The following is a 20,014-nucleotide window of genomic DNA, read 5'->3' as shown; positions in this document are numbered from 1 at the left end:
GGCGGCAGGAGCCAAGGGGGAACTCTCTCTCGGGCGCGTCGGCCTCACGGCCGACGGAGACGTGCTCAGGAGCGGATGGTGCGGGGCCGGGACGTCGTGGGATCCGGGCGTGGTGACCCGCCGGTCGCGAGGTCCCCAGGATTCCGGGCGCGGGGCGGGCGCGTGAAGCGGTCTCACCGAATCTCCCCAGGTGATACGCCGGGCATGCCTGCGTGGCAGGATGAGCGTGTCGCGCAGACCGCTGCGGACCGTACGGCAGAGGGAAGGACCGGACCCGGCGTTGAGCGAGAATCAGAACCTGCTCGCGGAGCAGCGACGTGCGCTGATCCTCGACGAGGTGCGCAGGCGTGGTGGGGTCCGGGTCAACGAGCTGACCCGCAAGCTGAACGTCTCCGACATGACGATCCGCCGGGACCTGGACGCGCTGGACCGCCAGGGCGTGATCGAGAAGGTCCACGGCGGCGCGGTCCCGGTCGTCGAGGCGAGTACGCACGAGCCCGGGTTCGAGGCGAAGTCGGCACTGGAGCTGAGCGCCAAGGAGGACATCGCGCGGGCGGCGGCGGCGTTGGCGGTGCCCGGCAGCGCGATCGCGCTCTCGGGCGGGACGACGACGTACGCGCTGGCCCGGCATCTGCTGGACGTGCCGGATCTGACGGTGGTTACCAACTCGGTGCGGGTGGCCGACGTGTTCCACGACGCGCAGCGTCCGGCCGGGGGGCGCGGCGCGCGGCCCGGGGCGGCGACGGTGGTGCTGACGGGCGGGGTGCGCACTCCCTCGGACTCGTTGGTCGGGCCGGTCGCGGACCGGGCCATCGACTCCCTCCACTTCGATGTGCTGTTCCTCGGCGTGCACGGGATCTCGGCCGAGGCCGGGCTCTCGACGCCCAACCTCGCGGAGGCGGAGACCAACCGCCGTTTCGTCCGGGCGGCGCGCCGGATCGTGGTCGTGGCCGATCACACCAAGTGGGGCACGGTGGGCCTGAGTTCCTTCGCGGCGCTGGAGGAGGTCGACACGTTCGTCACGGACGCCGGCCTGGCTCCGCGGACGCGCGCGGAGATCGAGGAACATCTGCCGGGCCTGCTGGTGGCGGGCGACTCCCCCGCCGGCGCCGCCGACGCCTCGCCCGCCACCTAGGGCCTTTCGTTCGGATCAGGCCGGGCCCCGCGAGCCCGGCCTGATCCAAACGAAAGGCCCTAGGGCTGAGGCGGGGCGCTCCGGATTCCGTTCGGATCGGCGGGTTCGCCGGACACCCCATAGGATCGTGGTGTGGCCGTCTTCCGGATCGAGCGCTTCTCCCCTCTCCCCGCAGCCGAGGCCTGGCGCCGGGTGACCGACTGGGAACGGCACGGCGCGCAGGTTCCGTTGACCGCGATCTCGGTCCCGACCGGACTTCCCTCGCAGCTCGGGACGGTCTTTGTGGCACGTACGGGGCTGGGCCCGCTGGCGTTCGACGATCCGATGGAAGTGGTGCGGTGGACGCCGCCCGCCGGGGGCCGGGCCGGGGTCTGCCGGCTGGAGAAGCGGGGGGCCGTGGTGCTGGGCCGGGCCTCGATCGACGTGCTTCCCACGGATTCCGGTTCCCATGTGGTCTGGGTCGAGGAGCTGCGGGTGCGGCTGGTGCCCCGGTGGGGTGATCCGCTGCTCGCCTCCACCGGGCGGCGGATGTTCGGCAAGGTTCTGGACGCCTTGCTCGCCTCCCCCGGCGACCGGTAGGACCACCTGGCCGGAGCCGCGTGCCTCAGCTTCTCCGCGAAGATCGCCAACGACCGGGTGGCCGATTCGGTACGGGTGATGTGACCGTCACACGATTGACTCGTTTGTCGGTATGACATCCCCGCCACGGCCCCGGAAGGCACCCATTTCATGCCGATCCATCAACCGCAGCAGCGGACCGACGTACACCCCGACCGCACGGGCGTGCAGCAGGCCGAGGCCGCCCTCGTGGAGCACTATCCCCGCCTGGTGCGGCTCGCCTACGTCGTCCTGCCGCCGGCGCTCGGGCGGCACCGCCGGGTCCTGGCCGCGCACGCCGTCGTCCAGCGGGCCCTGCCCGCTGCCGGGAGCCGCGTGCGCAACCCGCGCGTTCCCGGCCAGTCCCGCCGGTCGGGTGCTCCGGAGGGCACGGAGCCCGCACCGGAGGGCGTCGAGCCGGAACAGGGCCCCTCGGGCGCCGCGTACGGGTGGATGCGGCTGCGGGTGCTGCGAGCGGCGCTGGCCCACGAGCGGCGGCCCCGCTGGTGGCCCGGAAGGCTTCCGGCTCCGGCCGCGCTGCGTCCGGCCGTGCCGGTGGTGTGGGGGCTGCGGCTCTTCCCCCGGGCGGGCGGCGTCGATGAACTGGCCCTGGACCGGGCCCTGTCCGCGGTGCCCGGGGCGGTCCGGGCGGCGTTCGCCCTGCACCTGCTGGAGGGGCTCGACGAGTCCGGGGCGCGGGAGCTGCTGGCCGGGGCGGCGGTGGCGGATCCGGCGGACGCGGTGCGCCGGGCGGCCCGGCTGGGGAGGCCGGACCGGGCCGGGGCGCAGGCGATGCTCAGGTCCGGCGAGTTCGACCCGTGCACGGTCCAGACCCGCCCGAGCGACCTGCTGCGGCGCAGGCACCGGGTGCGGGCGGTGGCGGTGGCCGCGGCGCTGTGCGTGGTGGCGGGAGGCCTGGCGGTCGCCGTCGACGAGGGGACCCGGCCCACGGACGACGACCGGAACCCGGCGGGCACCGCGGCCCCGGCGCTCGATCCGGCAGGGCTGCTGCGGACCTCGGCGGAGCGGTGGGCGGACACCTCGCGCGTCGACTTCACCGCCTGGCCGGCCCGGGGCGGGCGCAGGGGCGACGGCGAGCTGCTGGGCCGGGCGCTGCGGGCCTGGTCCGGTCCGCCGGGCACGGTCCGGGTGTCCACCACGCCGGGCACGGTCGCGGTTCCGCCCGCGCAGCCGCCCCGGCTGCTGTTCGCGGGTGAGGTGGACGGGGCGGCCGTGGTGCTGTTCCACGACGGCGGGGTCCGGGTGGTGCGGTACGCGGAGCCGCTGTCCGGGTCCGGCGCGGCGGCGCTCGACTTCGCGCGGACCGACGACGCGGACGTGACGACGGGCGCGGCCGTCGTCGTCAGCCGTACGGGCGACAGCGCGCGGTTCCTCCTCGCCCCCTGGATCGCCGGGTCCACCACCCGGGACCTGCTCGCGCCGAACACCCCCGGGCAGCCGCTGGAGGTCGGGCGGGACGGGGTCACCGCCCCGGTGCCCCGGCCCGCCGCCGGCGGCGCGTGCGACTCCTGGCCGGTGCTCCAACTGCGTTCGTCCGGGCGGATCGTGGAGAAGCACGCCTTCCTGGTGACGGATCTGGGCGACCTGGCCCCGGCGCATCTGACGTACACCCCGAAGCCCGGCCGGGGCGCGCCGGCCCGGCAGCCGCGCGAGGCGACGGGCACCGAGGCGCTGCTCGCCTGGGCGCGTACGGCGTGTTCCCTGCGGACCCTGTCGGGCTCCGGTGTGCGGGCGGTCAACAACTGGGCCTTCGCCGAGCAGAAGCTGCCCGAGGGCGGGTCTTCGGCCGGCTGGCTGTGCACCCGGGCCGACACCTGGCGGGGCCCCGGCCGGGTCCTGGTGCAGTTCCTCGGCCCGGCGGCCTCTCCCACGGACCCGGCCGCGGTGGTCGCCGACCGTGACGACACGGCCCTGTGCAGCAGGTTCGGGCAGCACGTCCTGGCGGGCACCCACTGGAAGGCGGCCTCGGGCCGGTGGTACGTCCTGGCGGCGGGGAGCCGGGCGGTGACCCGGATCGAGGCGACTGGGGCGGTGCGGGGAGCGGCGGGCGGGCCGCCGTTCGCGGTGCGGGCGCCACGTGACGCCGCTGTGGAGCTGACGGCGTCGCTGCGCGGGGGCGAAACGCTGGCGGCGGTGCGCTGAGCCGGTGCGGGGGCCGGGGCCGTCACCGTACCGATGGCTTCGAAGCCGCCGTACGGAGTCTCTCGACCGGTCCCGCAAGCCGTCCGGTGCCACACTGGGACAGGTGACGGATCTTGAGCACGGCCCCGGCGACAGCACAGGACGCCCCGACGACTCCGCTCCGCTCTGCCTGGTGACCGGGGCCACCGGTTACATCGGCGGCCGGCTGGTACCCGCACTGCTCGATGCCGGGTACCGGGTGCGCGCGCTGGCCAGAACGCCGCAGAAGCTGCGCGACTACCCCTGGGCCGACCGGGTCGAGGTGGTGCGCGGCGATGTCACCGACGCCGGCTCCCTGGCGGAGGCGATGCGGGGCGTCGACGTGGCGTACTACCTGGTGCACGCGCTCGGTTCCGGTGCGGACTTCGAGAGGACCGACCGCGAGGCGGCCACGACCTTCGGAGAGCAGGCGCGGGCGGCGGGGGTGCGCCGGATCGTGTACCTGGGCGGGCTGACTCCGGCGGGCGTGCCGGAGAAGGACCTGTCGCCGCACCTGCGTTCGCGGGCCGAGGTGGGTCACATCCTGCTGGCTTCCAAGGTGCCGACGGCGGTGCTGCGCGCGGCGATCGTCATCGGCTCGGGGTCCGCCTCGTTCGAGATGCTGCGGTATCTCACGGAGCGGCTGCCGCTGATGGTCACCCCGAGCTGGGTACGGACCCGGATCCAGCCGGTGGCCGTCCGGGACGTGATCCGCTATCTGGTGGGCTGCGCGGAGCTGCCGGCCGGGGTGAACCGGGCCTTCGACATCGGCGGCCCGGACGTCATGACGTACCGGGACATGATGCAGCGCTACGCGTCGGTGGCAGGGCTGCGTCCACGCGTGATCCTGCCGGTGCCGGTGCTCACCCCGACGCTCTCCAGCCGCTGGGTCGGTCTGGTCACCCCGGTGCCCAGCTCCATCGCCCGGCCGCTCACGGAGTCGCTGCGCCACGAGGTGGTGTGCCGGGAGCACGACATCAAGGAGTACGTCCCCGACCCTCCGGACGGGACCATCGGCGTCGACCGCGCCCTGCGGCTCGCCCTGAAGCGGATCCAGGAGGCGCGGGTCGACACCCGCTGGTCCAACGCCTCGGTGCCCGGCGCGCCGAGCGACCCGCTGCCCACCGACCCGGACTGGGCGGGTGGCAGCCTCTACCGCGACGAGCGGGAGCTGACCGTGCCGGTCGGGCCGGACGCGCTGTGGCGGGTGATCGAGGGCATCGGCGGGGAGAACGGCTGGTACTCCTTCCCGCTGGCCTGGGCGGTACGCGGCTGGCTCGACCGGCTCGTCGGCGGGGTGGGGCTGCGGCGCGGCCGCCGGGACGCCCAGCGGCTGCGGGTGGGCGACTCGCTGGACTTCTGGCGGGTGGAGGAGATCACGCCTGGCGAACTGCTGCGGCTGCGGGCCGAGATGCGGGTGCCGGGACTGGCCTGGCTGGAACTGTCGGTGCGCCGCGACGACCGGGGCCGGACGGTGTACGGGCAGCGCGCCCTGTTCCATCCGCGCGGGCTGTTCGGTCACGCGTACTGGTGGAGCGTGTGGCCCTTCCATTCGGTGGTGTTCGGCGGGATGGCTCGCAACATCGCCGAGGCGGCCGCGGCCGAGGAGAAACGGCGTGCGTCGATGGCCGACAGTGGTACAGACAACTGACGGTCCTGCCGCTATCGTGTGCCCGGCCCAACACGCCGCAGACCGCCGGGAGGTGCACGCGATGGCACGCCTACTCCGCACCGTGGGACGGGAGTTCGCCGACTCCGCGCCGATTCGTCTGGTGTTCGCCGCCGAGGTGTCCGCGCCGGTGGGCGTGGTGTACCGCGCGCTCGCCGAGGATGTCGCGTCCTGGCCGTCCTGGTTCACCGCCGTCACTCTGGCCACGCCCACCCGTGAGGGGGCGGGCCGCGAGGTGCGGCTGCGGGGCGGGGTCCGGTTCCGCGAGACGATCGTGGCCGCCGAACCGGACACCTGCTACGCCTACCGGGCCGACGAGTCCAACGCACCGGGTCTCCGGGCCCTGCTGGAGGAGTGGCGGCTCACTCCGGAGGGGTCCGGTACCCGGGTGCAGTGGACCTTCGCCGCCGACGGGACGGGGCTGTTCCGCCTGGTGCTGAGCCTGGCGCGGGCGGGGGTGGGCCGGTCCTTCCGGGACGCCGTGCGCCGCCTGGACGCGCGGCTGGCGACGACGACGCCCTGAGCCGCGCGGCCGGAGCCGGCCTCAGCAGGGCCAGGTTCCGGTGGTGAGGAAGGCGTCGATGGCGGCGGTGTACGGGGCGATGTCCAGACCCTGTTCCTCCAGCCACGAGTCGGAGTAGTACTTGTCCAGGTAGCGGTCGCCCGGGTCGCACAGCAGCGTGACGACGCTCCCGCGCTCACCCCGCTCCACCATCTCGGCGATCAGCTTGAACGCGCTCCACAGACCGGTGCCCGTCGACCCGCCCGCCTTGCGGCCGATGGCGCGCTCCAGGGCGCGGACGGCGGCGACGCTGGCGGCGTCGGGCACCTTCATCATGCGGTCGATGGCGCCGGGCACGAAGCTGGGCTCCATGCGCGGGCGGCCGATGCCCTCGATGCGCGAGCCGCGGTCGCTGGTGGCGAGCGGATCGTGGTGGGTCCAGCCGTCGAAGAAACAGGAGTTCTCCGGGTCGGGCACACAGATACGGGTGTCGTGCTGGAGGTAGTGGACGTAGCGGGCGATGGTCGCCGAGGTGCCGCCGGTCCCGGCGGTGGCGACGATCCAGGCGGGCTCCGGGTAGCGCTCCAGGCGCAGCTGCTGGTAGATCGACTCCGCGATGTTGTTGTTGCCGCGCCAGTCGGTGGCGCGCTCCGCGTAGGTGAACTGGTCCATGTAGTGCCCGCCGGTCTCGGCGGCGAGGGCCGCGGACTGTTCGTACATGGTGCGCGAGTCGTCCACGAAGTGGCACCGCCCGCCGTGGAATTCGATGAGCCGGGTCTTCTCCGGGCTGGTGGTGCGCGGCATCACGGCGATGAACGGGACGCCGATCAGTTTGGCGAAGTACGCCTCCGACACGGCCGTCGAGCCGCTGGACGCCTCGATGACCGGCTTGTCGGGCCGGATCCAGCCGTTGCAGAGCCCGTACAGGAAGAGCGAGCGGGCGAGACGGTGCTTGAGGCTGCCGGTGGGGTGCGTCGACTCGTCCTTGAGGTAGAGGTCGATGCCCCACGCCTCGGGCAGCGGGAAGCGCAGCAGGTGGGTGTCGGCGGAACGGTTCGCGTCGGCCTGGACCTTGCGGACGGCCTCCTTCAGCCAGGCCCGGTACTCCGGGTCGCTGCGGTCGACATCCACCGTCGCCCTGGCCCCGTGCCCGGCCGCGTGCTCACTGGTGTCCATGGGCCTGCTCCTGTTGGTCGTCGATCCGATGCTCGCGCCTCCACGATATGCACCCCACCTGCACAAACGGTCACTTTGGTGGTCCATAGCGCTGCCTTTGACCACCGCCCGCGAGGGCAGCGGCGACGGGCGGTGCGGGCGAGGGCCCGTCGTGCTTCCGGGCCCTCTGGCGGTCCGGCCCGCGCCCGGGCACACTGCACAGCAGGGAGTGGTGTCGAAGGGGGGCGAATCCGCCATGACGGACGTCGAGTTCAGCGCGTCGGGGGTCAGGATCGAGCGGTTCACCAGGTCGCTGACCAGGGCTGGTCAGGTGGTGGTGAAGGACGGGCGGCTGTCGCTGCTCACGAGCAACGGGCGGGAGATCGACAGCGCCCCGGTGGGCTCGGTCAGCGCACGCAAATGGTGGTTCATCGCGGCGGATTCCGTCATCGCCCGGGTGAACGGGGTGCGCTACCGGTTGACGATGGGGCAGCGTAGCCGCAGACGCGACGGGGCGGCTCCCCTGCGGCGCTTCCTGGAGGCTCTGCGCCACGCGCGCGGCCGCCGGGACTGACCGGGCCGGCACGGGCCCGGCGGGCCGGTTCGCGGGCCGCCGGGCTCCGCCGCGAGTTGCGGAGCCGTATCCCCTGGGCCACGCTGGTCCCATGTCACTGAAGGTGCACCCTCGGTGACAGAGCGATCCGCTCCACGGACCGGATCGCGCGACACGAGCAGACACGACAAGAGCAGAGCGGCTTCGGCAGTCAGTCGTCCGCCGGCTCCGTTCGTTTCTCTTCTCTTCTTCCGGACCTATTTCGGGGAGTCGCAGCCGTGATCAGCGAGCCAAGCAGGCACTGCACGGTGGAGCTCCAGGCCCTGCCGTCGCGGATCGGTCAGGTCCGCAGAATCATTTCGGCGCAACTGCGCTACTGGCATCTCGATCCTCTGATCGACCAGGCGGCCCTGGGCGTCACCGAGCTTCTCACCAATGTTCACCGGCACGCACAGCCGGACAAGTCATGCACCGTCGACATCGAACTGCTGCTCGACCGTCTGACGGTCTCCGTCCACGACCACGACCCGCGCCTGCCCACGGTGAACGAGGCGGACTCGTTCGCCACGTCGGGCCGGGGTCTGGCCCTGATCGCCGCCGTCAGCGAGAGCTGGGGCGTGCGGCCGATCGGCTCGGCCGGCAAGGCCGTCTGGTTCACCCTGCCGGCGGCCACCGGCGCCTCGACCCTGCCACCGCTCGCGGTCTACGGGTCGATGACCGACGGGCCGTTCGGGGCCGTGACCATCACCCCCGACGACATCGTGGCCGTGCCCGCCCGGTCGGCCGTCGTCGGCTGAGACGGTGCGGGTGGCCCGGCCGGCCAACGGTGTGCGGCGGACCGGCTTCGCGCCGCTCCGCCGCACTCCGTTCCGGCCCGGTGGTCACGCCCTGCCGCCGCCCGCGGCCGGGCCGAACTGTTCGTCCAGCACCGACAGTCGGCGCCAGTACTCGTCCTCGTCGATCTCCCCCGCGGCGAACCGGCGGCCGAGCAGCGCGATCGGCGAGGACGCGCCGGGGCCGCCCAGCGAGGCACGGCCGGCCGCCCACGGGCCTCGGCGTCCGCGCCACACGGTGCGGCGCAGCAGGGTGACGATCCCGATGACGACGGCCGCCCAGACGAGCGGGAAGAGCAGGACCCAGGGACCGGGTCCGCCGGAGTGCGCCAGGGTGTTCATCTCGGTCAGCTCCCTCGTTCACGGAAGGGCGCGGTGCCTTTCCGGTCACTTTCGAGCCTGCCCGAGCAAGGTGCTCCGGGGCGTCGTCCACCCGGCGGCGTCACGCGTACTCCCTCGGGAGCAGCCGGATCCCGTGCCGCGCCCGGCCTCCAGCAGCCGGCCGTGGTGGCAGCAGTTAGCGGGGGGCTGACGGCGGACGTCTGGGGCGTCAGGCCAGCGCCGTGAGCGGGTCGTCGAGGACCGGTTGCCAGGCCAGTTCGGCGGCGCCCACCAGGCTGTTGTGGGCCAGGGTGCACGGCAGGATCGGCACGCTGCCGCTGCGCCCCCACAGGCTCCGGTCGGCGACGACGGCGCGCAACCGCTCCGGGTCCGCCTCCAGCAGGTCGCGGTGGAGTCCGCCGAGGATGATCCGGTCCGGGTTGAGGATGTTGACCAGTCCGGCCAGCCCCAGGCCCAGGCGGTCGATCAGCGCCTCGGCGGCGTGACGTACGGCGGGGTCTTCGTACTCCGTACGGAGCAGGGTTCCGGCCTGCTTGAGGAGGGACTCCTCGGGACCCGGTTCGCGGCGGGCGGTGGTGAGGAAGGCCAGCGGGTCGGTCTCCACGTCGAGGCAGCCGCGCCCGCCGCAGTGGCAGGGCCGCCCCTCGGGGTTGACGGTGAGATGTCCCACCTCCAGCGCGAGTCCCGAACTCCCGCTGTGCAGGCGGCCGTCGAGGACGAGGGCCCCGCCGACGCCCCGGTGGCCGGTGGCCACGCACAGGAGGTGCTGGGCGCCGCGGCCCGCACCGTGCCGGTGCTCGGCCAGCGCGGTGAGGTTGACGTCGTTGCCGGTGAACGCGGGTCCGGTGATGCCCGCTTCGCGTACGCAGGCGGCGAAGATGTCGCGGACCGGGGAGCCCGCGGGCCAGGCGATGTGCAGCGGGTTGAGGGCGGTGCCCTCCGGCTCGGCGACCGCGGAGGGCACCGCGAGTCCGGCCCCGACGCAGCGCAGCCCGCTCTCGCGCAGCAGCCCCGCCCCCGCCCGCACGACCTCGCCGAGCACCTGTGCCGGGTCGGCCATCACCGCGACGCAACCCGGCGAGGTGGCGACGATCCGGCCGCCGAGCCCGACGAGCGCGGCCCGGAAGCCGTCGGCGTGCACCTGGGCGGCGAGGACGACGGGGCCGGTCTCCAGGACGGACAGCCGGTGCGAGGGGCGGCCCTGGGATCCGGCCGCGGACCCGGGGCTGGAGTCGACCCGGATCAGCCCGAGCGCCTCCAGTTCCGCGGCGACCGCCCCGGCGGTGGCGCGGGTGACGCCGAGTTCGGAGGTGAGCACGGCCCGGGTGGGGGCGCGTCCGGTGTGGACCAGCTCCAGTGCGGGCCCGAGCGCACTGCGGCCCCTCTCCAACTTCGTCCGGGTGGTGGTCGCCTTGCCGTTCATGGGGGCGAGTCTCCCATGATCCGGAGGCGTCCCGGACGCCCAGGGCCTGCCCGGGGATCCCGTCCGGGCCACGGCCGGGCCCCCGGAACGCACCGGCGTGCAGCGGTGTTGCGCCTGTCGCCCGAGCGCCCCTATGCTGAGTTTGTGCCGCAACTAAACAAACTGCGGACGGCCCTACCGGGGGGACCTGGCGGAGACACCGCCCCACCCTCGTCGGCCCGCCTCCGTACCGCGCTGACCGTGTTCTTCGCCCTCGACGGGTTCCTCTTCGCCGGCTGGGTGGTCCGCATCCCGGCCATCAAGCAGCAGACCGGAGCCTCCGCCTCCACCCTCGGACTCGCCCTGCTCGGCGTCTCCGCCGGGGCGGTCATCACCATGATGCTCACCGGCCGGCTGTGCCGCCGTTACGGCAGCCACGCCGTCACCGTGGTCTGCGGCGTCCTGCTTCCGCTGAGCATCGCCCTGCCCGCCCAGACCCACTCGGCGCTCTCCCTCGGCCTCGTGCTGCTGGTGTTCGGAGCGGCGTACGGCGGGATGAACGTGGCGATGAACAGCGCCGCCGTCGACCTCGTCGCCGAACTGCGGCGGCCCGTGATGCCGAGTTTCCACGCGGCGTTCAGCCTGGGCGGCATGGTCGGCGCCGGGCTCGGCGGGCTGGTCGCGGGGGGCCTCTCCGCGTCCACACACCTCTTCCTGCTGGCCGGGACCGGTCTGCTCGTCACCGCCTTCGCCGGACCCGCCCTGCTGCGCCACCGCCCGGCCCCCGCCGCTCGGCAGGCCCTCGACCGGCGAGCGCCGAAGCAGCGGCTGTCGCCCCGGGCCCGCCGCGTCGTCGTGCTCTTCGGCGTGATCGCCCTGTGCACGGCGTACGGGGAAGGGGCCCTCGCCGACTGGGGCGCGCTCCACCTGGAACAGGACCTGGGCGCGCACCCCGGGCTCGCCGCCGCCGGCTACGCGCTGTTCGCCCTGACGATGACGGCGGGCAGGCTGAGCGGGACCCTGCTCCTGGAACGGCTCGGCCAGACCCGCACCCTCGTCCTCGGCGGCGCGACGGCCTCGGCCGGAATGCTGCTCGGCTCGCTGGCGCCGACCACCTGGCTGGCGCTGGCCGGGTTCGCGGTCACCGGCCTCGGGCTCGCCAACATCTTCCCCGTCGCGGTGGGGCGGGCGGGCGAACTCGCGGGACCGAGCGGAGTCGCCGCGGCCTCGACGCTCGGCTACGGCGGGATGCTGCTCGGACCGCCCGCGATCGGCTTCCTCGCCGACTGGTTCTCGCTGCCGCTGGCCCTGACGACGGTCGCCCTGCTGGCCGCCGCTGCGGCCGCCCTGGGCTACGGGGCGCGCAACGCGACGACGGACGCGCACACCTGATCACCCGCACGCACGGTCGATTGAGTAGCCGTACTCAGGCAGGCCCCGCTCCCCGGGCGCACGATGGAAGCCTCGACCGAGCAAGAGGCAGAGCGAGCAGCAGGGGAGCACACCATGAAGCGCCTGACCGACCACCCGCACCTGAACACCCTGGTCCGGCTGACCTTCCGCAACCCCGCTTCCCTGATCTACCTCGGGCTGGTGCTCGCGGCGACGCTGTTCGTCGCCGTGGACACCCTGTTCGTCGCCCACGAGGACGCGTCGTTCTCCGGCGTCTGGCTGTTCCTCCTCGCGGCCCCGACCGTCTTCCTGTTCTTCCTCGGCGGCTCCCTGGCGGGCGCCGAGGCCGGCGGGCCCGCGTGGTTCCTGGTGCTCGGCCTGGTGGTCTCGGTCCTCGTCCAGTCGCTGGCCCTGGGCTGGTTCGTCCGCCTGGTGCGCCGGGCCGGGTCACCCGGATCCGCGCACCCGCAGGGCGCCTGACGGCCGGGCGGGGCCCCTGGCACAATCGCCGCCATGCAGATCGCCGAGCACATCGCGTCGTTGTCCGAGGAAGGGCGGCTGCTCGCGGCCGCCGCCGAGCGGGCCGGATCGGGGGCCTCGGTTCCGACCTGTCCCGGCTGGCAGACACGTCATCTGCTGCGGCACACCGGCATGGTGCACCGTTGGGCGGCGGCGCTCGTCGCCGAGGGGCACACCACCTACCAGCCGGCCGGTACCGAGCCCGCCCTGGACGGCGCCGAACTCCTCGACTGGTTCCGCGAGGGGCACCGCCATCTCGTCAGGACCCTGGAGGAAGCCCCCGCCGACCTGGACTGCTGGACCTTCATGCCGGCCCCCTCGCCCCTGGCGTTCTGGTCCCGCCGCCAGCTGCACGAGACGACCGTGCACCGCGTGGACGCCGAGTCGGCGCTCGGCACTCCGCTGACCCCGGTGTCCGTGGACCGGGCGGTCGACGGCATCGACGAACTCCTCACCGGGTTCCACGCCCGGCCCAAGAGCAAGGTGCGCTCCAAGAAGCCCCGGGTGCTGCGGGTACGGGCCCTGGACACGGATGCGACCTGGACGGTCCGGATCTCCCAGGATCCGCCTCGGGCCGTGCGGTCGGAGGCCGGGACCGAGCCGGGCGACGACGTCGACTGCGAGCTGAGCGGTACGGCCGAGGGGCTCTACCTCGCCCTCTGGAACCGACTGCCGCTCACTGCCCTCGCCCTGCGCGGCGACCGCTCGGTGGCCCGGCTCTGGACGGACAACTCCGCCGTCACCTGATCGGCACCGCCGGGCCGAGAAACCGGGCGCGCCTCCCGGCTCAGCCGAGCCAGCCGGGGCGCACCAGACCCGATTCGTAGGCGAGGACGACGAGTTGGGCCCGGTCGCGGACTCCGAGCTTGACCATGGTGCGGCTGACGTGGGTCTTCGCGGTGAGCGGGCTGACGACCAGTCTGCGGGCGATCTCCCCGTTCGACAGGCCGATGCCGACCAGTGCCATCACCTCCCGCTCCCGTTCGGTGAGCCGGGCGAGCGAGGCGGCGGCCGTCGGCACCTTGGAGCGGGCCGCGAACTCCGCGATCAGGCGGCGCGTCACGCCGGGCGAGAGCAGCGCGTCCCCGCCGACCACCGCCCGCACCGCGCGCAGCAGTTCCTCCGGCTCGGTGTCCTTGACCAGGAAGCCCGAGGCTCCGTTGCGGAGGGCCTCGAAGACGTACTCGTCGAGTTCGAAGGTGGTGAGCATGACGACCTTCACCTCGTTGAGGTCAGGGTCGCCGGTGATCCGCCGGGTGGCGGCCAGTCCATCCAGACGCGGCATGCGGATGTCCATCAGCACGATGTCGGGGCGCAGTTCACGCACCAGGCGGACCGCCTCCTCGCCGTCGGCGGCCTCCCCCGCGACCTCGATGTCCGGCTGCGCGTCCAACAGCGCGCGGAAGCCCGCCCGTACGAGCAGTTGGTCGTCGGCGAGCGTTACGCGGATCACGGTGTCTCCTCGGAGGGCTCCGGCGGATTCCGGCGTCGGTCGCGGTCCGGTGCGGTGAACGGCAGTTCCGCGAGGACCCGGAAGCCGCCGTCCGGGCGGGGTCCCGCCTCGATCGTGCCACCGAGGGCGGCGGCCCGCTCCCGCATCCCGACGAGTCCGTTGCCGCCGCCGCCGGCGTCGTCCCCGGTGGCCGGTCCCTCGTCGTCGACGCGGAGCCGGACGCGCCCGGAGCCGTGGCCGATGTGCACCAGGGCGGTACGGGAGCCGGAGTGGCGGACGATGTTGGTCAGGGCCTCCTGGACGATGCGGAAGGCGGCGAGACCGGCACCGGGCGGGACGGCGGCCGGATCGCCCTCGCTCTCCACGGTGACGGTGAGCCCGGCGGACGCCGCCTGTTCGACGAGCTCGGGAAGCCGGTCCAGGCCGGGGGCCGGCGAGGTGGGGGCGTCGCCGGGCGCCCGGAGGTTGGCGAGCACCTGACGTACCTCGTCGAGCGCCTCCTTGCTGGCCGCCTTGATCGTGGTGAGGGCGGTCCGGGCCTGTTCCGGGTCGGAGTCGAGGAGCGCGAGCCCGACCCCGGCCTGCACGTTGATGACGGAGATGGAGTGGGCCAGCACGTCGTGCAGCTCGCGGGCCATGCGCAACCGTTCCTCGTCGGCCCGCCGCCGCTCCGCCGCCTCGCGCTCCGCACGGGTGGCGGCCCACTGCTCGCGGCGCACCCGCAGCAGTTCGGCGGCGGCCACGACGGCCAGGACCCACGCGGTGATGAAGCCCTGCTGCGTCCAGGGCGCGGCCCCGTCGCCGCCCGGCGGCAGCCACCGGTACAGCCAGTGGGAGACCAGGACGTGCCCGGCCCACAGCCCGCCCAGCGACCACCAGGCGGCCTTCCGGTGCCCGGCGACGATCGCGCTGAAGCAGCCGACGGCGACGGCGACGAACACCGGCCCGTACGGATAGCCCGCCGCGAGATAGACCAGGGTCGCCGCGCAGGTGGTGGCCACGACGGCCACGGGGCGGCGGTGGCGGAGGAGCAGCACGGCGACCGCGACGCACAGCAGCAGCCTGGCGGCCAAGTCCAGGGGCCGGCGGTCCTGCCCGTGCTCGGCGAAGCCCGTGCCGACCATGACGAACACCAGCAGCGCGGCCGTCGACACCCAGGGCAGCCCGGCGGCAGTCCGGGAACGCGCGCCGGACAGCCACGCCGGCGGGCCGCCCCGCCGGCCCGGCCGACCGGGAGGCCGGGGGCCCGGGAAGCCGCAGGGGTGACCGCCGCCCCGGTCCGGCGGTTGCTGTTCGTCCATGGCGGCCACGCTAGAGGGCGGACGGGTGCGGGGGCGTCCGCCGTGCGTGGTGATCACCCGTACTCCGTGGGGAGTACGCCGCCGGGGAAGGGCGGCCCTACGGCTTGACGGCGCGCAGGCCCACCGAGCGGGCCAGGTCGCCCGCGGCCTGCCGGAACAGCGGCTCGCGCGCCTCGACGACCCGGTTGAACTGGCCGAACAGCTCGAAGGAGATCAGGCCGAACAGCTGCGCCCAGGCGGCGACCAGGGCCGCCACGGCTGCCGGAGGCACGTCCGGGGCGAAATCGGCGGCCATCCGCTCCGCGTCGGACCGCAGCTCCGGGGCGAGGGAGGGTACGGCGAGGTCCTCGGCCCGGGACGCGGTACGGACGATGTCGATGAAGACCAGGCCCACCCGGGACGCCGGCCCCACCGTGTCCATCGGGGCGATGTAGCCGGGAACGGGCGAACCGTAGATCAGCGCGTACTCATGGGGGTGGGCGAGCCCCCACGCGCGTACGGCACAGGCCACCGTGATCCAGCGTTCGGCGGGCGGGACCGTCTCCGCCCGCTCCCCCGCCGCCCGTTCCGCGACCGCCCCTATCGCGTCGAACGCGTCGACGATCAGCGCGGTGAGCAGGTCGTCGCGGCTGGGGAAGTAGCGGTAGAGCGCGGAGGAGACCATGCCCAGCTCCCGTGCCACGGCCCGCAGCGAGAGCTTCGCCGCGCCCTCCTCCGCGAGCTGCTTCCTGGCCTCGTCCTTGATCGCCGCGGTCACTTCGATGCGGGCGCGTTCCCTGGCCCCTCGGATGGTGCTCATGCGGTCAGTCTGCCATGCATACGGAGCACCGACCAGAAACGAGAGCGGATATCAAAACAGAGAGCAGTGCTCTTGCTTTTGGGTGGCAACCCAGCGCACACTGCTCTCAAGCGAGAGCACCGCTCTCCCAATGCATCAGGAGTCACCATGTCGCAGCAGCCCTACTACCTCCGGGCGAGCTCCGCCGCGCACCGCCTCAACAGAATCGTCGGATGGCTGGCCCGGCACGGCATCAGCCTGATGGGCTCGGCCGAACTGTCGGTGCGGGGACGCAAGAGCGGTCAGATGCGGCGCATCCCGGTCAACGCCCACTCCTTCGAAGGCGAGCGGTACATCGTCTCGGCCCGGGGACACTCGCAGTGGGTGCGCAACATGCGCGTCGCGGGCGGCGGAGAGCTGCGGCTGGGGCGCAAGGTCAGCCGCTTCACCGCCGTGGAGATCGCCGACGACGCACAGAAGGCCCGGATCATCCGGGCCTATCTGGAGCGGTGGGGCTGGGAGGTCAACCAGTACTTCCAGGGGATCACGGCGAAGTCCACGGACGCCGAACTGCTGGCGGCCTGCCCCGACCACCCGGTCTTCCGCATCACGGTCGAGGCATGACCGCGCCCCCGTGGCCGTACGGGCGACGGGGGCGTGGTCACGACGAGCGGGGCGCCAGGGCGTGTCTGCCCATTCCCGCCTGCCCCACGACGCCATGCACGCACTCTCGCGCACTGGCCCCGGACCCGAGTACGTCCGGTACGGGGGCCCGGGGCCGACGCGTCGAGAGCACGCGCCTGACGCCGCGCGGCCGCCCTGCGGGCGACAACGGGAATGGTCAGGACAGGCCCTAGCGGTCCATCGCGGACAGCGCCCGCTGCGCCATCGGGTGCGTACGGACCAGCTCGGCCAGCGACGTCGTTCCCCGGGTGATCCCGGCGAACGCCTTCCACGCCGGGCGGAAGCCGGTCAGCACCGCGTGCAGCATCCCCGGGCGGCGCTCGAACAGCTTGAGCATGCGGCGGCCTACGCCCATCTCCACGCCGAGACCGGCCTTGATGGCGAAGGCGTAGTTGAGGGCCTGACGGCGGGCGTCCACCGCGTCGTGCGACTCCGCGATCCTGACCGCCCACTCCCCGGCGAGCCGGCCCGAGCGCAGCGCGAAGGAGATGCCCTCGCGGGTCCACGGCTCCAGCAGTCCGGCGGCGTCCCCGCAGACCACGACCCGGCCGCGGGAGAGCGGTGAGTCGTCACTGCGGCAGCGGGTGAGATGCCCCGAGGAGACGGCCGGCTCGAACCCGGCGAGGCCGAGGCGGGCGATGAAGTCCTCCAGATACCGCTTGGTGCCCGCGCCGTCGCCGCGCGCCGAGATGACACCCACGGTGAGGGTGTCCCCCTTGGGGAACACCCAGCCGTAACTGCCCGGCATCGGGCCCCAGTCGATGAGCACCCGGCCCGCCCAGTCCTCCGCCACGGTGGCCGGAACCGGGATCTCCGCCTCCAGGCCGAGGTCGACCTGGTCGAGCTTCACCCCGACATGGGCTCCTATCCGGCCCGCGCTGCCGTCCGCGCCGACGACCGCCCGCGCGAGCACCGTCTCACCATCGGCCAGCACCACGGCGACCGTCCGCCGGTCGGGCACGGCGGGACCGTGCTGCTCGACCCGCACCACCGACGCCCCGGTGCGCAGTTCGGCCCCGGCCTTCTGCGCCTCCTCGACCAGACCGGCGTCGAACTCCGGGCGGTTGATGAGCCCGAAGAGCATGCGCCGGGAGCGGCGGGTGCGCGACAGCTTGCCGTTGAGCGAGAAGGTGACCGCGTGGATGCGGTCCTTCAGGGGCAGTTCGAACCCCGGCGGCAGGGAGTCCCGCGAGAACCCGATGATTCCCCCGCCGCAGGTCTTGTAGCGCGGCAGTTCCGCTTTCTCCAGCAGCAGGACTCTCCGCCCCGCCACGGCTGCCGCGTACGCCGCCGATGCGCCGGCCGGTCCGGCGCCGACCACGACGACATCCCACACGGACGACTCTTCCGGCTCACGTCCGGCGTCTGCGTTCTCGCTGCTCACGATGTGCTTCTGCTCCTGATCCGACCAGTGGCCCCAAGCTGCTCACGGCATCCTACGGCGCGTTCCGGCCAAGCCCTCCTGTGGGAGGATCGGCCATGATTTCGTCGTACATGCGTCGCCGCATCCACGGCGTCGCACACGGTCGCGTACACACCGCGCCCTACCCATAACGTCGCACCCACGAGGAGCGTGCCCATGACCGCCCGTCCGATTCCCGAGACCGTCGCCTCGCTGATGCCCCGCGCCCGGGGGGAGCTGGCCGAGCTGGTGGCGTTCCAGTCGGTGGCGGACCCGGCGGTGTTCCCGAGGAGCGAGTGCGAGGGCGCGGCCAACTGGGTCGCCGACGCCCTGCGCGCCGAGGAGTTCACGGACGTCGCCCTGCTGGACACCCCCGACGGCACGCAGTCCGTCTACGGGTTCCTGCCCGGTCCGGCCGGGGCTCCGACCGTGCTGCTCTACGCGCACTACGACGTGCAGCCGCCGCTGGACGAGTCGGCGTGGATCTCCCCGCCGTTCGAACTCACCGAGCGCGACGGCCGCTGGTTCGGCCGGGGCGCGGCCGACTGCAAGGGCGGGTTCATCATGCACCTGCTCGCGCTGCGCGCCCTCAAGGCGAACGGTGGCGTCCCGGTCTCGGTGAAGGTGATCGCCGAGGGTTCCGAGGAGCAGGGCACCGGTGGTCTGGAGCGGTACGCGGAAGCGCACCCGGAACTGCTGGCCGCCGACACGATCGTCATCGGCGACAGCGGGAACTTCCGGGTCGGACTGCCGACGGTCACCGCGACGCTGCGCGGGATGACGATGCTGCGGGTGCGGTTGGACACCCTCGAAGGGAACCTGCACTCGGGGCAGTTCGGCGGCGCGGCCCCGGACGCGCTGGCCGCGATGATCCAGCTGCTGGCCTCGCTGCGCGCCGAGGACGGCACGACCACGGTCGACGGGCTGACGGGCGACGCCGACTGGGACGGGCTCCAGTACCCGGAGTCGGAGTTCCGGCAGGACGCCAAGGTGCTGGACGGGGTGGAGCTGATCGGCACGGGCACGGTCGCGGACCGGATCTGGGCCCGTCCCGCCGTCACCGTCATCGGCATCGACTGCCCGCCGGTCGTCGGCGCGACCCCGTCCGTGCAGGCGAGCGCGCGGGCGCAGGTCAGCCTTCGGGTGCCGCCGGGCCAGGACGCCGCCGAGGCGACGAAGCTGCTCACCGCCCACCTGGAGTCCCACGCGCCCTGGGGTGCGCGGGTGCGGGTGGAACAGGTGGGCCAGGGCCAGCCGTTCCGCGCGGACATGACCAGCCCGGCGTACACGGCGATGGCGGACGCGATGCGGGACGCGTACCCGGGCCAGGAGATGCAGTCCTCCGGGATGGGCGGCTCCATCCCGCTGTGCAACACGCTGGCGGGCCTCTACCCGGAGGCGGAGATCCTGCTGATCGGGCTGAGCGAGCCCGAGGCGCAGATCCACGCGGTGAACGAGAGCGTGTCGCCCGAGGAACTGGAGCGGATGTCGGTCGCCGAGGCGCTGTTCCTGCGGAACTACGCGGAGTCGAAGAAGGCCTGACCTCCTGGAGCCGCCCGACGGCGGGCCCGGATCGCCGCCATGCCCTCGGCGAAGTCGCCCGGAGCTGGATCCGTGCGGGACGCCCCGGCCCCGGGGTCTCCCGCACGGGGAGCCCTCGGGGCGCGGCCGGGCGGGCCCTACGCCCTCGGCGAAGTCGCCCCGAGCGTAGATCCGTGCGCCGGACGTCCGCCGCTGCGTACGTTCGCCGCATGGATCTCGTCGAGGTACTCCCCCAGTTGCACATGTTCCGCTTCCGGATCGGTCAGGCCTACCTCTGGCGTGACGGGACGGAGCTGACCCTGATCGACGCGGGTGACGTCGAGTCGGCCGCCGCGATCGAGGACGCGATCCGCACGCTCGGCCTCGACCCGGCCGGGATCCGGCGCATCGTCATCACCCACGGCCACCGCGACCACTACGGGGCCGCGCAGGAGCTGGCGGACCGGCACGGCCCCGAGATCATCGCCCACGCGCTGGACGCCCCGGTGGTACGGGGCGAGCGCCCCGTACCGGAGCCGGACCTGCTGGACTGGGAACTGCCGCTGTGGGAGCACGGGCTGACGTGCCCCGACGC

General features: G+C 73.5%; 20 protein-coding genes. 13 read left to right on the top strand and 7 right to left on the bottom strand.

The genetic code is table 11. From position 1 onward, the window contains the following. Window positions 1-280: 280 nt before the first annotated feature. The 5 genes from HET64_RS22195 to HET64_RS22175 all read left to right on the top strand — a co-directional run bounded on the left by HET64_RS22195 (window position 281) and on the right by HET64_RS22175 (window position 6,105). Window positions 281-1,135 carry a DeoR/GlpR family DNA-binding transcription regulator gene (locus tag HET64_RS22195; RefSeq protein ID WP_215108197.1) on the top strand — a complete coding sequence of 285 codons (855 nt, stop codon included), beginning with the start codon at window positions 281-283 and terminating at the stop codon, window positions 1,133-1,135. A 132-nt stretch (window positions 1,136-1,267) separates the two neighbouring features. Then, window positions 1,268-1,714: an SRPBCC family protein gene (locus HET64_RS22190; RefSeq protein ID WP_215108196.1), complete on the top strand. Its 447-nt coding sequence runs from the start codon at window positions 1,268-1,270 to the stop codon at window positions 1,712-1,714. A 150-nt stretch (window positions 1,715-1,864) separates the two neighbouring features. Next, on the top strand, window positions 1,865-3,895 hold the full coding sequence (locus tag HET64_RS22185; RefSeq protein WP_215108195.1) for a hypothetical protein: 2,031 nt from the start codon (window positions 1,865-1,867) through the stop codon (window positions 3,893-3,895). A 103-nt stretch (window positions 3,896-3,998) separates the two neighbouring features. Further along, window positions 3,999-5,564: an SDR family oxidoreductase gene (locus tag HET64_RS22180; RefSeq protein WP_215108194.1), complete on the top strand. Its 1,566-nt coding sequence runs from the start codon at window positions 3,999-4,001 to the stop codon at window positions 5,562-5,564. Between the two features lie 61 nt (window positions 5,565-5,625). Then, on the top strand, window positions 5,626-6,105 hold the full coding sequence (locus tag HET64_RS22175) for an SRPBCC family protein (protein WP_215108193.1): 480 nt from the start codon (window positions 5,626-5,628) through the stop codon (window positions 6,103-6,105). A 21-nt stretch (window positions 6,106-6,126) separates the two neighbouring features. Here HET64_RS22175 and HET64_RS22170 read toward each other — a convergent pair whose 3' ends face one another. Next, window positions 6,127-7,260, bottom strand: a complete 1,134-nt coding sequence (locus HET64_RS22170; protein ID WP_215108192.1) for a PLP-dependent cysteine synthase family protein — start codon at window positions 7,258-7,260, stop codon at window positions 6,127-6,129. A gap of 235 nt (window positions 7,261-7,495) precedes the next feature. Here HET64_RS22170 and HET64_RS22165 point away from each other — a divergent pair, with 235 nt between their 5' ends. Then, window positions 7,496-7,813 carry a hypothetical protein gene (locus HET64_RS22165; protein WP_026290322.1) on the top strand — a complete coding sequence of 106 codons (318 nt, stop codon included), beginning with the start codon at window positions 7,496-7,498 and terminating at the stop codon, window positions 7,811-7,813. A gap of 257 nt (window positions 7,814-8,070) precedes the next feature. Continuing rightward, window positions 8,071-8,589, top strand: a complete 519-nt coding sequence (locus tag HET64_RS22160; protein ID WP_003970858.1) for an ATP-binding protein — start codon at window positions 8,071-8,073, stop codon at window positions 8,587-8,589. Window positions 8,590-8,673: 84 nt separating this feature from the next. Here HET64_RS22160 and HET64_RS22155 read toward each other — a convergent pair whose 3' ends face one another. Both HET64_RS22155 and HET64_RS22150 read right to left on the bottom strand, forming a co-directional pair. Next, window positions 8,674-8,967 carry an SHOCT domain-containing protein gene (locus tag HET64_RS22155; protein ID WP_215108191.1) on the bottom strand — a complete coding sequence of 98 codons (294 nt, stop codon included), beginning with the start codon at window positions 8,965-8,967 and terminating at the stop codon, window positions 8,674-8,676. 208 nt (window positions 8,968-9,175) lie between these two features. Beyond that, window positions 9,176-10,390: an ROK family protein gene (locus HET64_RS22150; RefSeq protein ID WP_215108190.1), complete on the bottom strand. Its 1,215-nt coding sequence runs from the start codon at window positions 10,388-10,390 to the stop codon at window positions 9,176-9,178. 240 nt (window positions 10,391-10,630) lie between these two features. Here HET64_RS22150 and HET64_RS22145 point away from each other — a divergent pair, with 240 nt between their 5' ends. The 3 genes from HET64_RS22145 (at window position 10,631) to HET64_RS22135 (ending at window position 13,027) form a co-directional block, all read left to right on the top strand. Then, a complete protein-coding gene (locus HET64_RS22145) occupies window positions 10,631-11,761 on the top strand; it encodes an MFS transporter (RefSeq protein ID WP_215108189.1) in 1,131 nt (376 codons plus the stop codon). Window positions 11,762-11,875: 114 nt separating this feature from the next. Beyond that, entirely contained in the window at window positions 11,876-12,241 is a 366-nt protein-coding gene (locus HET64_RS22140; protein WP_215108187.1) for an SCO4225 family membrane protein, read from the top strand. Between the two features lie 33 nt (window positions 12,242-12,274). Beyond that, window positions 12,275-13,027 (top strand): maleylpyruvate isomerase family mycothiol-dependent enzyme, encoded by a 753-nt coding sequence (locus tag HET64_RS22135; RefSeq protein ID WP_215108185.1) that lies wholly within the window; start codon window positions 12,275-12,277, stop codon window positions 13,025-13,027. Between the two features lie 40 nt (window positions 13,028-13,067). Here HET64_RS22135 and HET64_RS22130 read toward each other — a convergent pair whose 3' ends face one another. The 3 genes from HET64_RS22130 to HET64_RS22120 all read right to left on the bottom strand — a co-directional run bounded on the left by HET64_RS22130 (window position 13,068) and on the right by HET64_RS22120 (window position 15,833). After that, on the bottom strand, window positions 13,068-13,733 hold the full coding sequence (locus HET64_RS22130; RefSeq protein ID WP_215108183.1) for a response regulator transcription factor: 666 nt from the start codon (window positions 13,731-13,733) through the stop codon (window positions 13,068-13,070). Then, window positions 13,730-15,034 carry a sensor histidine kinase gene (locus HET64_RS22125; RefSeq protein ID WP_215108181.1) on the bottom strand — a complete coding sequence of 435 codons (1,305 nt, stop codon included), beginning with the start codon at window positions 15,032-15,034 and terminating at the stop codon, window positions 13,730-13,732. The genes HET64_RS22130 and HET64_RS22125 overlap by 4 nt, the downstream gene beginning before the upstream one ends. A 97-nt stretch (window positions 15,035-15,131) precedes the next feature. Beyond that, entirely contained in the window at window positions 15,132-15,833 is a 702-nt protein-coding gene (locus HET64_RS22120) for a TetR/AcrR family transcriptional regulator (protein WP_215108179.1), read from the bottom strand. 147 nt (window positions 15,834-15,980) lie between these two features. On the opposite strand from HET64_RS22120, the gene HET64_RS22115 reads away from it, so the two are divergent. After that, a complete protein-coding gene (locus HET64_RS22115; protein WP_215108177.1) occupies window positions 15,981-16,436 on the top strand; it encodes a nitroreductase family deazaflavin-dependent oxidoreductase in 456 nt (151 codons plus the stop codon). 229 nt (window positions 16,437-16,665) lie between these two features. Here HET64_RS22115 and HET64_RS22110 read toward each other — a convergent pair whose 3' ends face one another. Then, window positions 16,666-17,880 carry a geranylgeranyl reductase family protein gene (locus tag HET64_RS22110; protein ID WP_215108176.1) on the bottom strand — a complete coding sequence of 405 codons (1,215 nt, stop codon included), beginning with the start codon at window positions 17,878-17,880 and terminating at the stop codon, window positions 16,666-16,668. A 195-nt stretch (window positions 17,881-18,075) separates the two neighbouring features. On the opposite strand from HET64_RS22110, the gene HET64_RS22105 reads away from it, so the two are divergent. Both HET64_RS22105 and HET64_RS22100 read left to right on the top strand, forming a co-directional pair. Then, window positions 18,076-19,440, top strand: a complete 1,365-nt coding sequence (locus tag HET64_RS22105) for a dipeptidase (RefSeq protein WP_215108175.1) — start codon at window positions 18,076-18,078, stop codon at window positions 19,438-19,440. A gap of 209 nt (window positions 19,441-19,649) precedes the next feature. Next, window positions 19,650-20,014 (top strand): MBL fold metallo-hydrolase (locus HET64_RS22100; protein ID WP_215108174.1); only part of this gene is annotated, 365 nt, incomplete at its 3' end.

This window comes from Streptomyces sp. McG3, assembly GCF_018619185.1.
Lineage (GTDB): Bacteria > Actinomycetota > Actinomycetes > Streptomycetales > Streptomycetaceae > Streptomyces.
This window is presented reverse-complemented; position numbering and strand designations above follow the sequence as displayed.